This is a genomic window from Peteryoungia ipomoeae (assembly GCF_004912165.1).
Lineage (GTDB): Bacteria > Pseudomonadota > Alphaproteobacteria > Rhizobiales > Rhizobiaceae > Allorhizobium > Allorhizobium ipomoeae.
Genome location: NZ_STGV01000008.1, coordinates 22,386 through 37,652, shown reverse-complemented (window position 1 = coordinate 37,652; position 15,267 = coordinate 22,386). Strand labels below are relative to the sequence as shown.

Sequence of the window (15,267 nt, the reverse complement as noted above, 5' to 3'; positions counted from 1 at the left end):
CCCCGCTCAGGTGACGTTGAAGGTGATGCGTTGCGTCCCGAAAGGACGGCAGTTCGCGGATAACGTCAATTGACCGGCCTCGTTTCCGGCTTCGACATAGACGCCGACGGCGCCGCCCTTGAAGGAAAGAAGCGAGGGGCCGACGATGCGGCCCGGGCCCTCAAGCGAGACCTCAACCGGATCGTCGAAGAAGCCCATGACGTTGCCGCCCTGGTCAAGTGCCCGCAGGATCACCCTAACCGTGTCCTTCTCGCCGGCCCTAAGCTCGGTATCGTCAGCCGCGATCTCCAGCGTCGTCGGCAGCGGATCGGCCGGCAGATGGCGGCGAACCACTTCCTTGCCGTTGATAAAGCCGACAAGTTCGCCGTCCCGCCAGGTCATGCCCCATTCGCCGAATTCCTCCGGCGTCACCATGCTGTGGTCAAGGATACAGGGCGGATGCGGCAGATGCGGATAGGTCTTGGTATCGGGCTCGATCCGCTTGACGATATGGCCCATGCGGATTTCCACATAGTCACAATTGGTCAGCACGATGAGCGGCAGCACCCCGCCGATATTGCGCTCGCCGCGCGCCCAGAAGCTGACCGGCTGCATCACCACCTTGGCGGCTGGATCGCCCTGCGAAGCATAGGCATAGGCCGCGAATTTCGGTTCGCGATACATGTCGGTCACGCCATGATAGCAGATGCGGTCACCGGACCCGAAATCCTTGTGGGTGTTGTAGTCGAACATGCACCAGCCGGTAGAGCCGGAGATCGACGGGTCGCCGGCTGCCGCATTCAGGATCGCCAGATGCCGTCCGACATGCTCCGCCTGCCGCTGCTCCTGGTCGAAGCGCTTGGTCGGATACATGTGCCCGCCATATTCGGTGATCATGTAGGGCACCTTGCGGTCGAGCCCCGTCACCTCGCGCTGGTCGCGCAGCACCAGCCGCTCACGGTTGTGGCCCGGCATTTCCTCCATGCCGAGAATGAAGTCGTTCATCGTATAGACATCTTCGAGCAACTCGCTCTCGGTGATGTAACGGACGCCGCCGGTTTGCCGGGTCGTATCGAGCGAGCGGGCCATGGCATTCGTCTCGGCATAGAAATCATGGCTGTCCTGACTCTCGTTGATACGCACCCCCCAGATGATGATCGACGGATGGTTCCAGTCGCGCTCGATCATGCGGCGCACATTCTGCACGCTTTCCGCCTTCCAGGCATCTCCGCCGATATGCTGCCAGCCGGGGATCTCTTCGAAGACGAGCAGCCCGATCTCGTCGCATCGGTCGAGGAAGTATTTCGACTGCGGATAGTGCGAGGTGCGGGCAATGTTGCAGGCAAGATCGAATTTCAGGATGTCGGCATCCTTCTCCTGGCCGCGTCGTCCCATGGCGTAACCCAGATGCGGCCAGGCCTGGTGACGATTGAGGCCCCGCAGCTTGACCACACGACCATTTAGCTTGAAGCCCTCGATCGTGTATTCAGCCGAGCGGAAGCCGAAGCGGTTTGTCACTTCGTCGGTCCCGGCAGCGGTCTCCAGCGCCACCGTGAGGTGATACAGAACCGGATTGTCGATATCCCAGAGCGTGATGCCCTGAAGCCCAGAGAGGCCAAGCGAAACTTCTGCGCCCGCAACGTTCGCCTCATTGCGTGCAATCTCCTGCCCCGCGCCGTCCTTGAGTATAGCCGTCACCTTACCGGAAAGCGCCTGATCGGTCGGATTGGAAATCCACACCTTCGCGGTCACTTGCTTGGTGTCGGCAAGCACATCCGGCGTCTCGATCTTGACGTTCGCGATCGAAACCGGCGCCGCGATCTTCAGCCAGACGTCCCGGTAGATCCCCGCATAGGTGAGATAGTCGATGACGCCGCCAAAGGGCGGGATCTCAGGGTTTTCCGAACCGTCGATCTTCACCGTCAGCAGGTTGTCGCCGGCCTTCAGATGCGGTGTCAGCCGCGCCTCGAAAGGCGTGTAGCCATCCTTGTGCGCGGTTACCTCGACGCCGTTCAGATAGACGACGCTGTCGGCCATGGCGGCATCGAAGACCAGTGAAACCTCCTTGCCCTCGAAGCGCGGATCCCAGGCGATCACCTTCTGATAGGTAAAGGCCTTCTGATAGCTCTTCTCGTCGAAGTAGTTGTAAGGAAGCTCGACCGCCGTATGGGGGAGCTGAATCGTCTCGCCGGGCTGCGCAGCCGAGGCGAAAGCCGGCTCGAAGCCTGCGCGGAAGCTCCAGTCTCGGTTGAAAGTCTCGATAATGCGCATTTCAAAGTCCTATTTCACGGAGCCGAGCATGCCCTGCACGAACTGGCGTTGCATGGCGAAGAAGACGAGAAGGGTCGGAAGGGTGGCAAGGATCGTGCCGATCATCACCGTGCCGTATTCGGGCGAATAGGCGGATGCGAGCGACGAGACGACCAGCGTGATCGTCTTGGTATCGTTCGACTGCAGCACGATCAGTGGCCAGAGATAGTTGTTCCAGTTCAGCATGAAGACGATGACGAAGGCCGCCGCATAGGTGGATCGCATCACCGGAACATAGATGTAGAAGAAGATCTGCCATTCCTTGAGACCATCCACCTTCGCCGCATCGCGAAGTTCGGTCGGAAACGCCTTGGAAGCCTGGCGGAAGTAGAAGATGATGAAGGCGGAGGCGATCATCGGCAGCATGATCGCGGCATGGGTGTTGAGGAGCCCGGCCTTGCCCATCATCATGAAGAGCGGGATCATCAAGGCCGCAAACGGCACCATCAGCGTCAGCAGGATCAATGTATAGACCCGCTCGCGAAGCCTGGAGCGGAACATCTCGAAGCCGTAGCCGGCAAGGGATGAAACGAGCAGCGTCAACGCCGTGCCGACGAGCGCGATCTTCACCGAATTCCAGAACACCAGTGGCACATCCACCTGCGCGAAGAAGGACGCGATGTTGTCGAGGAGCGCGGCGCCGAAGGTGACCTTGCCACGGATGATCTCGCTCGTCGTATTGGTCGCCCCAATCACCATCCAGATGAACGGGAAGATCGACAGGAAGGCCGCAAGCGACAGAACGGCATACTGCACGATATCGGGCAGGCGGCGGCGAAGCGCAGTCATCGGCGTTCCCTCGCAGCATAGAATTGCAGGAAGGAGAGAACAGCCACCATCAGCACGATAACATAGGAAATGGTTGCCGCGTAACCGAAGCTCGGCATGAATCGGAAGGTCAGATTGTAGATGTAGAGCGAGAGCGTCAGCGTCGCATTGGCCGGCCCGCCCTTGCCTTCGGTGAAATTGTAGACCTCATCGAAGAGCTGCAGCGTGCCGATTGTCGAGGTGATCGTGGTGAACAGGATGACCGGCTTCAGCATCGGCACGGTGAGGAACGCAAAGCGCCCCCAGGACGGCACGCCGTCGATCTTCGCCGCCTCGTAGATCGAGCGATCGATATTCTGCAGGGCTGCTAGATAGAAGATCATGTTGTAGCCGGTCCACCGCCAGGTAATGGCGATGATGATCAACACCTTGGCCCAGAAGGGATCGGTCAGCCAGCCGATTGGCTCGCCGATGATGCCGATGGCGAGCAGCGTGTTGTTGACGACCCCATCCAGCGAGAACATGCTCTTGAACAGGATCGAATAGGCGACCAGCGACGAGACGCAGGGCAGAAAGATCATCGTCCGGAACAGGCCGGAATAGCGCAGCTTCGGATTATTCAGCATGGCTGCCAGGATCAGCGCCATGGTGATCATGATCGGCACCTGGACGATGAAGAAGATCACCGTGTTTTGCAGCGCCTGCCAGAAGACAGGGTCGTTCCACAGGCGCACGAGGTTGCCGGTGCCGGAGAAGCTCATCATCATCCCGCGGCCCGAATAGAAGGAGAGCGCAAGCGAGCGCAGGATCGGATAGACCAGGAAAATGCCAATCAGCGCGACGGCGGGCGCAACGAACAGCCAACCGTTCACGTCGTAATATCGCTTCAAACTCGATCTGGATGTGGTGGCCATGCGGTATCCCCGAACCCGATCAGTGATCAATCAACCTTGTATTGCGACCGGAAGCCGCGCGGCGTTTCCGCCGCACGTCTCCGGGAGGACAGAGGCCAAGCGCGAACGCCAAGCCCCTGAGGGATGGGTTTATTGGATCTGCCCGGCGGCCTGGCTCTCGATCGCCTTCAGAACATCGTCGACCGGCGTGCCCTTCAGCAAAGCGGGGAAGTTTGCCGTAACAGCCGTGTCGAGTTCGTTGGTGAAGATGCCGTAGTTCACGGCCGGCACCTGGACGAGCCAATCGGCAAAGTTTTGCCAGACCGTCTGACCACCGAAAAACTCATCCGGCTTCTGATAGGCTTCCCCCGTGCGGGCGGCGAGCAGCGAGCCGACAGCGCCACGCTCGGTCAGGATCTTCTGGTAGAAATCGAGATCCTTCGCATAGACCTCGTTGAGGAAGTCGATCGCTTCATCCTTTTCGGCAGATGCCTCGAGCACATACCAGCTCGAACCGCCGAGGTTCGATGCCGTCGTAGCGCCCTCGACATTGAGCTTCGGGATTGCGGTCAAAGCCCATTTCCCGGCCTGATCGGCCTGCGACTTGACGGTACCGGTGATCCACACGCCCATCAGCACCGAGGCGACATCGCCTGAGGTCAGGGCGTTGATACCGTCGTTCCAGCCGCTGGTCGGCTTGGCGACGCCCTCGTTCACGATGCGGGCCTGGGTTTCCAGCGCCGCCCTCAAGGCGGCATTGCCCGTGATGTTCAGGCTGCCGTCGTCGTTGAAATACCACTGGCCGCCGGACTGCATCATGATGCGGATCAGGCCGCCATCATTGCTGTCCAGCGCCATCATCTCGTGGCCGGTCTTGGCCTTGATGTCCTTGCCGATCTCAATGAAGCGGTCCCAGGTCAGGTTCTCCATGTCTGCGGGCTTGTAGCCGGCCTGCTCCAGGTAATCGGTACGATAGTAAAGGCCGGTGACGCCGGAATCGAAGGGAACGCCATAGACCTGACCCTCAAGCGTCATCAGGTCGACCTTGTACTTGGCAAAGCCGGAATAATCGATCTTGTCGGTCAGCGCCGCAAAGGAACCGGGGAAGGACTGCAGATACTTCTGCGCGCCGTAGTCCTCGATCAGCACGATATCCGGCAGCGTGTCGGTCATGCCCGAGGCGAGACCGGTCTGCAGCTTCTGCTCGACATCGGCCTTGGCAAAATCCACGATGTTGAAGGTCGTGTCGGGGTGCTTGGCGGTATAGCGCTCGGCCGCTTCCTTCATGATTGCGACGTTGAAGTTCGGGTCCCAGCACCAGATGGTGACTTCACCGGCAAAGGCGGCGGTGCTGCATAGAAGTGCGGCGCCAGCAACGGTGGCCGAAATCGAGCGCTTGAACGCGCGAGAATAATCCATGTCTTCCTCCCATGGTGTCGTTGATACGCGGCAGCTCCATCCCCTGCCTCGCTACCACTATTTCCGAAAATCGGGAGAGCGCCAAGAAAATTTTTACTAAAAGTTTTGTGCGCTGCGGTAAGCCGTCGAAATCTCTGGATTACCGGTGCAACTGCTTAGTCAGCAGGAGGCTTGCGGGCACTGCCGCGCCATATCATTTCCGTTGGGAGCGTCACGTGCTTGGAATAGTCCCGTCCATTCAGCCGCTCGACCAGGAGGTCCACAGCCACCTCTCCGATCAGTTCGCCAGGAATGCGCATGGTCGAGAGGGGTGGCATCAGGAACTGGGCAACCGGAATGTCGTTGAAGGCAACGACAGCAATATCCTCCGGAATCGAGAGCCCTGCCTCCTGGATGGCGCGATAGGTCCCGATCGCCATATTGTCGTTTGCAGCCAGAATGGCATCTGGCCTGTTTTGAAGTGCGATGAGCGATTTCGCCTGCTGATATCCCGTTTCGAGCCTTAGGTTCTGGCCGAAACGCTCGCTCTGCCCGAGCGCCAGCAAGTTCTCGTCGAAGCGGCCCCGCGCTTGATGCCATTCGATATAGGCCTTGCACCGCTGCTCACCCTGCCGCAGCGCCTCGTTGTCCATCAGCTCATAGCCACCGACAAACCCGATCCGCTGGTATCCCGCGCTTTCCATGCTGTCGAGAATGGAGGTCGTCGCCTCTCCCAGATCCGCCCGCACGCAATCGAACTGCGGCATGCGCGGATTATAATCCGCCATGACGAGATGCGGGCACATTCTGGCAATCGCCTCGATTTCAGCCTTGGCTCGATGTCCAACAACGATCACCGCTGAAATGCCCGCCAGCTGTGCCAAATCAACGGGAACATCCGGATTGAACACCCGAGCAATTTCCAGCTTGTATTCACGACACCGCACCTCGATAGCGAGCCGCACGCCCACGTAATAAGGGTCAACGAGTTCCTCGTTCGGTGCCAGGAAGTGAATGACGGCAATACTTGCAGCGACTTCCGCATGCAGCCCCATGGGGATGGAAAGCTGTGGCAACAATGCATTTTTGCGCGCGCGCGGAGTTGCGTAGTTCAGCGCCTCCGCCGTTTCGATGATGGCTTGCCGCTTGATTTCCGAGATGGACAGCGTCTGGTCGTAGTTCAACACACGCGAGACCGTGCCGGGCGAAACGCCAACGGCCTTCGCGATTTCCTTGATTGTCACCACGACGTCCCGTCCCCTCGCACCGATATTTGCGACCTTGCTAGTAAATCAGCGGAAAATATTTACTAGGCCAGGCGCGTGACGGAGACAAGCATTTCGTTCAATGCTGGAGGCCAGCAGCCGACACGGGATCGGACTACCTCGGCATGCCCTTCGGTCGCAGATGCCGCTTGAGCGCCGCGATGCGGAAAATGGCATTGGGTGCGCCATAGCCCGCGTAACCACGGCGCTCGACAATCTCGAAGAAAAAGCCCTCGCCATAGGTCGGGGAATAAAGTTGGAAATATTCGCCGTGATCGTCCCGGTCGTAGAGAATATTGGCCATTTTCATGCGCTCGACCAGCACCGGATCAAGCCCAAAGCGGGCCTCTATGTCGTCGTAGTAGTTTGCCGAAATCGCGAGGGCCTTGAAGCCGTTCTGGGCAAGCGCTTCGGCCGAGGCAAAGATGTCGGCGGTCTCGAACGCGATGTGCTGGATGCCCGAGCCGAATGTTTCAGTGATGAACCGTCCGGCAAGCGTATTGCGGTTTTCCGCCCCGTTGAGCGTTATCCGCAGCCTCCCGTCCTCCGTTTCAACCACCTGGCTTCGAATCACGCCGGCAGGATCGATGATATCGACCATGGGCGTCTTCCTCGTCGCAAGCTGCGACGTGTAAAAAAGCAGCCAGGTCAGCATTTCCTCATAATGCGTCGTCTGGGCAAGATGGTCGATCCGTGTCAGGCCGATGGCGCCATGATCCTCTTCCACATCGGAAACCGGCTCGAACTCGATATCCCAGATGGCGCCAAGCCCGGTCTTCTGGTCGAGGAAATAGACAACCCCTCCCCCGACACCGCGAATGGCCGGCACCTGCATTTCTCCCGGTCCGACCGGCTGGCGAAAATCCTCCGACCCGAGCTGAAGCGCCCTTGCATGTGCGGCCAGCGCATCGTCAACCATCAGCCCGAAAGCATAGGCATTGGCGCCGTGCACGAGATAAGAGGCATTGGCGAACCCCTTTTCCTCGCGGTTGATCACGAGGTTGATCTCGCCCTGTCGCATCAGCGTCACCGCCTTGGTTCTATGGCGGCCAACGGTTTTGAACCCGAGGACTTTCAACAGTGCTTCGAGTTCCCGTCCATCGTCGTCACCCACGGCAAACTCGATGAACGCGACACCAGAGACTTGGCTGCGCGCCGGCATCGGCACAACGGGGATGCGCATGTCGGGCTCGACACGACGAACCTGATCCATCAGATAGACGAGAGACCGGTGACCATCGCGGGAGATTGCCTCGGGCGACCCGCCGCGGAACTGGTCATTGAATATCTCCAAAGAAAGATAGCCGTCATACCCCGTCGCCGCGACCGCCTGCATGAAGGATGTGACAGCCAGATCGCCTTCACCCGGCATATTTCGGAAGTGGCGCGACCAATAGAGGAGATCCATCTCGATCAGCGGCGCATCGGCAAGCTGGACGATGAAGATCCGGTCGCCCGGGATCGAGCGGATCGAATTCACATCGATCTTTCGAGCAAGCGTGTGGAAGCTGTCGAGGATCAGGCCGATATTCGGGTGATCGGCGCGGCGAACGATCTCCCAGGCATCGCGGTGATCATGAATGTGGCGACCCCAGGCAAGCGCTTCATAGCCGACACGCAGACCGCGCTTGGCCGCACGCTCGCCAAGTTCGCGGAAGTCCGCCGCCGCGCGATCAATGCCGCCCAGCGATACCGGCGAGGTATTCGAGCAGATCAACATCAGATCCGTGCCAAGTTCGGCCATCAGGTCGAACTTGCGTTCAGCGCGGTCGAAGTTTCGGCTGCGAAATGGTTCAGGCATGCCCTCGAAGTCGCGAAAGGGCTGGAACAGCGACACCGTCAGCCCGTGATCGCGCACCATCTGGCCGACATCTGCGGGCGATCGGTCGAAAGCCAGAAAGTCGTTCTCAAAGATCTCGATGCCGTCGAAGCCGGCTCGGGCAATGGCTGAGAGCTTTTCTTCGAATTCGCCGCTGATCGAGACCGTCGCAATCGAGGTTTTCATCGCCGTATTCTCCGTCTCGCCTGATGCGGCCTCACCGTTTGCCTTCGGATACCAGAAGCTTCAGCGCCCGCACCGCATGCGGGTAGCCCGTTGCCCCAAGCCCCGCCATGACGGCTGTCGCCGTTTTTGAGACCAGGGATTTGTGATAGATCTCTTCACGCCGGTGAACGTTGGATATGTGGAACTCGATGATCGGACCTTTGAACATCTTCAGCGCATCCAGAAGCGCCAGCGACGTGAAGGTAAAAGCCGCCGGGTTGATCAGGATCCCACATCCCTCATCGATCGCCTCATGGACGGAGTCGATCAACACGTCCTCACTGTTCGTCTGGCGAAAGACGACCGGCCAATCGCCGGCAGCCTCGCGGCACCAGGCCTCCACGTCGGCCAGTGTATGATGCCCGTAGATGTCCGGCTCGCGCCTGCCGAGCCGATTGAGGTTCGGTCCGTTCAGGATGAAAAGCGGCTTCTGATCGATCATGACCTTTTCCTCAACCCTGGTAACCGAGAAGGCGTGGAAGCCATAGGACAACATCCGGGATGAAGGTGATCACGGCCAGGCACAGCGCCATCCAGAGAATGAACGGCAGGGCATCACGAACTATGTCACGCAGCGGCGCACCGGAGATTTTCGCCACGATGAAGAGCAGCAGGCCATAGGGTGGCGTCACCAGCCCCAGCATGATGTTGACCACCACGACCACGCCGAAATGCACGAGATCGATGCCAAGCGCCTGCGCCGTCGGAATGAGCACCGGTACCACGATCAGCAGGATGGTCGTGCCCTCGAGGAAACAGCCGAGCAGCAAGAGCAGGATGTTGACGAAGATCAGGAAGACCACCGGCGACATATCCCAACTGGTCAGCACACCCTTGATGCTTTCGGGAATGTTCTCGATGGTGATCACATAATTGAAGACCAGGGCGCCGGCGATCAGCATGCCGATCGAAGCGGTTGTCTTGCTGCTCGATAGAAGCGCCCGGTAGAGCGCGTCCCAACGGATGCTGCGATAGAGAACCGCGGAAACAAGCAGCGCATAGGCTGCAGCGAGTGCGGCTGCCTCGGTGGGCGTCGTGACGCCGGAGTAGATGCAGCCAAGAAGCAGAACCGGCATGAAGAGAGCTGGCAGTGCCCGCCAGGTAATGCCGGGGATCTCGCGCAGGGGAACGGGCTCCTCGACCGGGAAATTCTGCCGCCGGGCGGTGATCGCAACCTGGACCATCTGCAGGCCGGCCATCAGCAGGCCGGGAACCATGCCGGCAAGGAACAGATAGCCGATCGAGGCATCAGACACGAGCGCATAGATCACCATGGGGATCGACGGCGGAATGATCGGGCCGATTACCGAGGTGACGGCGGTCAATGCCGCCGCAAAGCTCGGCGTGTAGCGGTTTCCATCCGTCATCAGCTTCTGCATCATGCTGCCGGTCCCTGCGGCATCGGCAATCGCCGAGCCGGACATGCCAGCAAAGATGATGCTCTGAACGACGTTAACCTGCGCCAGGCCACCGCGAAAGCGGCCAACCAGAACGTTGCAGAAAGACAAAAGCCGTTCAGTCATCGAGCCGATATTCATCAGTTCGGCTGCCAGGATGAAGAGCGGCACGGCCAGGATGACATAGTTCGAATACATGCCGTTGAGGAACTGCTCGGCGACGATGCCCATATCGGCACCGGACAGCGCCAGATAAAGAATGGAGCCGCAGATCATCGAGAGGCCAATGGGCAGGCCCAGAAAGGCGAGCGCCGTGATCGCCACGAGTGCGAGGGAAAAGGGACTGGCAAGGTTCATACGCCGGAACTCGCTTTCGTCGGGTCGAAGCCCTCGGGCGCCTTGCCGCGGATCGCGAGCACGCAGAGCCAGAGATGGCGCACGATCATGGCGATCGCGAAGACGACATAGATGGAATAGAGAAGGTCGAAGCGGATCTTCAGATACGCCGTGCTCTCCACCTTCATGAAGCTGACATAGTCGATGACGGCGGGCAGCGACCAGGTGAAGAGCGCCACGAGACTGGCAGAGCCGATGACCTGCATCACCCGTAGGCCGCGCGCCGTCGCCGCACCCCAGAACAGGTCGAACCTTATCTCATCGACTTCGCGCACAACGAAGGCAGAGCCGAACAGAACCATCCAGATCCAAAGCGCCACACTTGCCTCATGGGTCCAGCCAATCGACAGATTGAAGAGATAGCGCGAGAAGATCTGCAACAGGAAGATCACGAACATCGCCAGCAGCATCATGGCGAGCAGGTTCTCCGCCCGGTGCCTGAGCCAGCTCCCGATGGGGGAAAGTTGTCTGTTCATAGGCCGAGCCCTTTCTGATGGAACGGGAGCCGGAACTTGTCCGGCTCCCGGATCTCACTGGGATGAGCTCAGAGTGCGCCAACCTTGTCGAGAATACCTTCGGGCCAGGACTTGGCGAGATCGGAAGCAAGGTATTTCTCTTGCGCGAACTTGCGGAAAGCTGCGACGTCGGGTTCGTAGATCTCAAGGCCGGCAGCCTTGAATTCCTCGACCAGCGTCTTTTCCTGGGCAAGGTGCTGCTCTTCGCTCCACTGCATCGCCTTGTCGGCGGCGGCCTGAACCTTGGCCTGCTGCTCTGGCGAAAGAGACTTCCACGTTTCTGCAGAGATTGTGAGGAGGTCGTAGCCGATCAGATGCGAGGTCATGACGATCTGCGACATGACTTCATAGAATTTCATGTTCTTCACGTTCGGCAGCGGATTGTCCTGACCGTCGATCGCGCCGGTCTGCAGGCCGGTATAAACTTCGGCATAAGCCATAGGCACAGGGTTGGCACCGAGTGCTTCGCCGAGGAACTGCCAGGCATCGCCGCCCGGCATGCGCAGCTTCACGCCTGAAAGATCGGCTGGCGTGGAGATCTTCTTGTCGCTTTTCAGACCGACCTGGCGGGCGCCGAAATAGGTTGGCCCGAGTATGTAAACGCCTGCCTTTTCTTCAGCCATCTTCTTGAATTCCGCGCCGACGTCGCTTGCGAAGAAAGCGCGGACATGGGCAGCATCACGGAAGAGATAGGCAGAGGACAGGACCGACCATTCCGGCACCTGCTTGGCGATATCCTGCGGCGCGATATTGCCCATCTGCAGGTTGCCGCGCTGCAGCGCAACGAGTTCGGTGCCCTGCTTGAACAAGGTGCCACCGAAGAAGGGCTCGACCTTGAAGCCATCCTTCAGCTCGTCGGCAAACATCTTGACCATGCCGGCGCGGATGTCCTGCTCGGAGAACACGGCCGAAAGTTTGAGCGTCACCGGCTCCTGGGCAAGTGCCGGCATGGAGACGCCCATCATGGCGCCGAGAGCGACCGATCCTGCCAGAAACATGCGGCGTGAAATTTCCATCATCATGTCTTCCTCCTCTTGTCCCGGCCCCTCCTCGGGCTTCGGGATCCTTTCTCTCCCTGACCGGCCAAAACCGATCGACGAAAACGCATCGCTTTCCGGCAGCCTCTGCCGAGAAGTCTATCGCATCAGGCGGGCTGCGCCAGAACAGCTCCGCCGGCACCGGTAAGCTCTGCGAAGTGGGCCAGCATCCGCTCAGCATCTGGCGCAAGCCCCGTAAACAGCGCAAAGGCGCCGACCGCCTGGAAGACAGCCATGCCACCACCATTGGCCACCTGGCAGCCACGGTGCCGCGCGGCCTGCAACAAGGCCGTTTCCAATGGAAAATAAACGATTTCCGCCACCCAGATCGGCGGGTTCAGCAGTTCGGCGGACAGGGGCAAGCCCGGATGCCTGTCCATTCCCATGGGTGTCGCATGCACCAGGCCCGTGGCCGACAGCATGGTCGCGCCAAGGTCTTGGCCGGCAAGCACCTCCGCCTCCGGGAACAGCGTTGCCATGTCGGCTGCAAGCTCAGCCGAGCGCGCCTTGTCTATGTCGAAAATCGTCAGCTGCCGTGCCCCCATCTGCAACACGGCAAAGGCCGTGGCAGCACCGGCGCCGCCCGCCCCGATCTGCACGACGCGGGACATATCGGCATCCGGCAACTGAAGGCGGAGCCCCTCGGCGAAGCCGGACCAGTCCGTATTGTGTCCGATCCGTTTGCCGTCTCGCAAGACAACAGTATTGACCGCACCCAGGCGCCGGGCGTCATCGGAGATATCGGTCAGATGCGCGAGCACGCGCTGTTTGCAGGGATACGTGATGTTCAATCCGGAAAATCCGCGCGCCTCCGCTTCCGAAATCAGCGCCTCAAGATCGTCCGCGGTCATCTTGCGTTCGGCAAGATCGATAAGCTCGTAGGAATAGGCAAGACCGTGGGCGCGGCCTTCGCGCACGTGCATGGCGGGGGTCAGCGAGCGCTGAATGCCAAAGCCGATCAATCCGGCCTTCACCTCATTCCGCTGCTGCGTCATGCCCGCTCCCGTCTTCCATGCCCGGCAATCATCATCGCCAAGCGGCCTCCCAACCAAGATCAGCAATATTGTACGAACTAGTTAGTGTCAATGCCTTCGACACTTGATGTGACGATGGTGGAGTTCTATGAACGGAAAAACCGGCGCGCGGCACGATGAGCAGCGACCGCTGGCCTGGGGGGGCGGATAAGATGGCAAAGACCGCGAAGGACGCGCGCAAGAATGACCCTGAACGAACGAGGGAAGACATTCTTGAGGTTGCGACAGAAGAATTTTCCGAATTCGGGCTCTCGGGCGCGAGGGTCGATTCAATCGCCGAAAAGACGCGCACCTCAAAGCGAATGATCTACTACTACTACGGCAGCAAGGAAGGGCTATACCTTGCCGTGCTGGAGCGGGCCTATCGCAAGATACGGTCGCTGGAGTCAGACCTTCAGCTTTCCGCTCTACCGCCACAAGAAGCCTTGCGTCAGCTGATCGGAACGACCTTCGATCACGATGAAGAGAATCCTGATTTCGTGCGGCTGGTGAGCATCGAGAATATCCATCACGCCATGCATATGAAGCGATCGAGCGTGATTGCCGACCTCAACATCTCGGTTATCCGAACGATTCAGGACATTCTTGATCGGGGCCTTGCGACCGGTGCATTCAAGCGGCAGGCGGACGCGATCGACGTGCACATGCTGATCAGCGCCTTCTGCTTCTTCCGCGTCTCGAACCGCTATACATTCGGCACCATTTTCGAGCGCGACCTCTCGGAAGCCAACCTCTATGCGCGCCATAAATCATTGATAACGGATGCTGTCCTCTCCTATCTGCGATCTGACAATCTCGCAGGGGAAGGCGGAAGCTGAGTGCGGCCCGTCAGCGCTCTACTGAATGGGGAACAACAGGAATGCCGGTTTCCTCCACCCCGACCGAAAATTGATGCCGCCGGGAAACATCAGTTCCCGGCGGCATCGATCACAGGCTCATCGATTGGATGGGTTTACTTCGCGGCGGCAACGGCTGCGTCGATGCGCTCGCGGGCCTTTTTCGGAAGCTTGGCAGCGTTGAAGGCATCGAGATTGGCGGCAGGTGCATCGCCAACGACGATGGCTGCCACCATGCCCATGCCAACATGGGGAGCGCATTTTACGCCGTAGAGCCCCGGCACATCAAAGGTCACCTTGATCTGTTCGTTCATCTTGCCCTTGAACTCCGCAGCGCCCTCAGGGATCATGCCCTTGATGACTTCAGCATTGTGGCCCTTGTCGGTCGGGATGAAGGTCACGCTGTCGCCGGGGGCGATCTTCAGGCCTGCCGGCTCGAAAACCATGGCGCCTTCGGCGCCCTTGTTGAGCATCTTGACTTCGAAATCGGCAGCGAGCGAAAGCGCCGGGGTCGCAAGCAGAATAATGGCGGCCATTGTTGCACTACGAAGTTTCATTTCTCATCTCCTTACACAGGAACACCTCGTTCCGTTGAGCAAGAGATAGGCCAGGCTTGCGGAGCCTTCTTTGCGCAATATCAAGTAAGGGGCGCTTTACGCAGTTATCTGCGCTCGGGAAGCGATTCCGCCAGCGATGCCAGTTCAGCCATATCGCAGACGAGGAGCTTCTGCCGGCCACCTTCGATCAGCCCCCTGCTCTCCCAGGCACTCAATATGCGCGAGACTGTATGAACCGTCGTGCCGGTCATCTCGGCGATATCTTGCCTTGAAATCGGGAAGTCGATCCGTATGCCCGCAGCCTCTGCGCGTCCTGCCTTCTGGGCAAGCCTAAGCACGGTGTGCGCCACGCGCTTTTCGACTTCCTGCGTAGACATTTCGCGGATGCGGACATGCGCCTCTTCGAGCCGCTGCCCGATTGTCTCCATGGCACTGACAGCAAGCCTCGGATTTCGCTCGACAAATTTCGGCCACTGCTCGGTAGGCCACGACAGAACAATGCTTTCTGCGGCGGCCAATGCCGTTCCTGGATAATCGCTTCGTTGCAACGCCTTGGCAAAGCCGAAAAGATCACCCGGATGGACGACGCGGACAATGATCTGCTGGCCGGCACTGGTGACTTGGGTAACCTTGAGACGACCATGCAGAAGCAGAAAGAAATAGGAGGCTGGTTGACCCTGTTCAAAAACGGTCTCACCAATCGGCAGTCGTCGCGTTTGAGCGGGAACAAGCAGGGCATCCAGCTCTTCATCGGTCATCTTGTCGAACAATGACAAAGACTTAATGATTGTTCGATCAAGCTTCAAAACAAATCCCTTCACCGCCCTCAGCGAGCGGT

At 59.3% G+C, this 15,267-nt stretch carries 14 protein-coding genes; 1 reads left to right on the top strand and 13 read right to left on the bottom strand.

Annotation, left to right across the window (positions count from 1 at the left end; translation table 11 throughout):
- Positions 1 to 6: 6 nt before the first annotated feature.
- From FAA97_RS19360 to FAA97_RS19310, 11 genes are all read right to left on the bottom strand, one after another.
- Positions 7 to 2,250 (bottom strand): glycoside hydrolase family 2 protein, encoded by a 2,244-nt coding sequence (locus FAA97_RS19360; protein WP_136600222.1) that lies wholly within the window; start codon positions 2,248 to 2,250, stop codon positions 7 to 9.
- Positions 2,251 to 2,259: 9 nt separating this feature from the next.
- Positions 2,260 to 3,078: a carbohydrate ABC transporter permease gene (locus FAA97_RS19355; protein ID WP_136600221.1), complete on the bottom strand. Its 819-nt coding sequence runs from the start codon at positions 3,076 to 3,078 to the stop codon at positions 2,260 to 2,262.
- On the bottom strand, positions 3,075 to 3,971 hold the full coding sequence (locus FAA97_RS19350; protein ID WP_136600220.1) for a carbohydrate ABC transporter permease: 897 nt from the start codon (positions 3,969 to 3,971) through the stop codon (positions 3,075 to 3,077). Before FAA97_RS19350 ends, FAA97_RS19355 begins: the two co-directional genes overlap by 4 nt.
- Positions 3,972 to 4,100: 129 nt before the next feature.
- Positions 4,101 to 5,369: an ABC transporter substrate-binding protein gene (locus FAA97_RS19345; protein ID WP_136600219.1), complete on the bottom strand. Its 1,269-nt coding sequence runs from the start codon at positions 5,367 to 5,369 to the stop codon at positions 4,101 to 4,103.
- A 155-nt stretch (positions 5,370 to 5,524) separates the two neighbouring features.
- Positions 5,525 to 6,595, bottom strand: coding sequence for a LacI family DNA-binding transcriptional regulator (locus FAA97_RS19340; protein WP_136600218.1), 1,071 nt, complete (start codon positions 6,593 to 6,595; stop codon positions 5,525 to 5,527).
- 133 nt (positions 6,596 to 6,728) lie between these two features.
- Complete coding sequence (locus FAA97_RS19335) at positions 6,729 to 8,618, bottom strand: bifunctional sugar phosphate isomerase/epimerase/4-hydroxyphenylpyruvate dioxygenase family protein (protein ID WP_136600217.1); 1,890 nt, start codon at positions 8,616 to 8,618, stop codon at positions 6,729 to 6,731.
- Positions 8,619 to 8,649: 31 nt separating this feature from the next.
- On the bottom strand, positions 8,650 to 9,099 hold the full coding sequence (locus FAA97_RS19330) for a type II 3-dehydroquinate dehydratase (RefSeq protein WP_136600216.1): 450 nt from the start codon (positions 9,097 to 9,099) through the stop codon (positions 8,650 to 8,652).
- Positions 9,100 to 9,109: 10 nt separating this feature from the next.
- Positions 9,110 to 10,411: a TRAP transporter large permease gene (locus FAA97_RS19325; RefSeq protein WP_136600215.1), complete on the bottom strand. Its 1,302-nt coding sequence runs from the start codon at positions 10,409 to 10,411 to the stop codon at positions 9,110 to 9,112.
- Positions 10,408 to 10,926: a TRAP transporter small permease gene (locus FAA97_RS19320; RefSeq protein ID WP_136600214.1), complete on the bottom strand. Its 519-nt coding sequence runs from the start codon at positions 10,924 to 10,926 to the stop codon at positions 10,408 to 10,410. Before FAA97_RS19320 ends, FAA97_RS19325 begins: the two co-directional genes overlap by 4 nt.
- Before the next feature lie 68 nt (positions 10,927 to 10,994).
- A complete protein-coding gene (gene dctP, locus FAA97_RS19315) occupies positions 10,995 to 11,987 on the bottom strand; it encodes a TRAP transporter substrate-binding protein DctP (protein WP_136600213.1) in 993 nt (330 codons plus the stop codon).
- A gap of 122 nt (positions 11,988 to 12,109) precedes the next feature.
- Entirely contained in the window at positions 12,110 to 12,997 is an 888-nt protein-coding gene (locus tag FAA97_RS19310) for a shikimate dehydrogenase (protein WP_136600212.1), read from the bottom strand.
- A 191-nt stretch (positions 12,998 to 13,188) separates the two neighbouring features.
- Between FAA97_RS19310 and FAA97_RS19305 the strand changes: the two genes are divergently transcribed.
- Positions 13,189 to 13,854, top strand: a complete 666-nt coding sequence (locus FAA97_RS19305; RefSeq protein ID WP_168801055.1) for a TetR/AcrR family transcriptional regulator — start codon at positions 13,189 to 13,191, stop codon at positions 13,852 to 13,854.
- Positions 13,855 to 13,988: 134 nt separating this feature from the next.
- Here the strand turns inward: FAA97_RS19305 and FAA97_RS19300 are convergent, their stop codons facing one another.
- Together FAA97_RS19300 and FAA97_RS19295 are read right to left on the bottom strand one after the other, a co-directional pair.
- On the bottom strand, positions 13,989 to 14,429 hold the full coding sequence (locus tag FAA97_RS19300) for a pseudoazurin (RefSeq protein WP_136600210.1): 441 nt from the start codon (positions 14,427 to 14,429) through the stop codon (positions 13,989 to 13,991).
- 104 nt (positions 14,430 to 14,533) lie between these two features.
- Positions 14,534 to 15,235, bottom strand: coding sequence for a Crp/Fnr family transcriptional regulator (locus FAA97_RS19295; protein ID WP_136600209.1), 702 nt, complete (start codon positions 15,233 to 15,235; stop codon positions 14,534 to 14,536).
- Positions 15,236 to 15,267: the final 32 nt, after the last annotated feature.

Bases quoted from the DNA above. Each gene is read 5' to 3' on its own strand.
- FAA97_RS19345 (WP_136600219.1), bottom strand. From the start codon at position 5,369: ATGGATTATTCTCGCGCGTTCAAGCGCTCGATTTCGGCCACCGTTGCT.
- FAA97_RS19310 (WP_136600212.1), bottom strand. From the start codon at position 12,997: ATGACGCAGCAGCGGAATGAGGTGAAGGCCGGATTGATCGGCTTTGGC.
- FAA97_RS19335 (WP_136600217.1), bottom strand. From the start codon at position 8,618: ATGAAAACCTCGATTGCGACGGTCTCGATCAGCGGCGAATTCGAAGAA.
- FAA97_RS19325 (WP_136600215.1), bottom strand. From the start codon at position 10,411: ATGAACCTTGCCAGTCCCTTTTCCCTCGCACTCGTGGCGATCACGGCG.
- FAA97_RS19305 (WP_168801055.1), top strand. From the start codon at position 13,189: ATGGCAAAGACCGCGAAGGACGCGCGCAAGAATGACCCTGAACGAACG.
- dctP (WP_136600213.1), bottom strand. From the start codon at position 11,987: ATGATGATGGAAATTTCACGCCGCATGTTTCTGGCAGGATCGGTCGCT.
- FAA97_RS19330 (WP_136600216.1), bottom strand. From the start codon at position 9,099: ATGATCGATCAGAAGCCGCTTTTCATCCTGAACGGACCGAACCTCAAT.
- FAA97_RS19350 (WP_136600220.1), bottom strand. From the start codon at position 3,971: ATGGCCACCACATCCAGATCGAGTTTGAAGCGATATTACGACGTGAAC.
- FAA97_RS19320 (WP_136600214.1), bottom strand. From the start codon at position 10,926: ATGAACAGACAACTTTCCCCCATCGGGAGCTGGCTCAGGCACCGGGCG.
- FAA97_RS19300 (WP_136600210.1), bottom strand. From the start codon at position 14,429: ATGAAACTTCGTAGTGCAACAATGGCCGCCATTATTCTGCTTGCGACC.
- FAA97_RS19360 (WP_136600222.1), bottom strand. From the start codon at position 2,250: ATGCGCATTATCGAGACTTTCAACCGAGACTGGAGCTTCCGCGCAGGC.
- FAA97_RS19355 (WP_136600221.1), bottom strand. From the start codon at position 3,078: ATGACTGCGCTTCGCCGCCGCCTGCCCGATATCGTGCAGTATGCCGTT.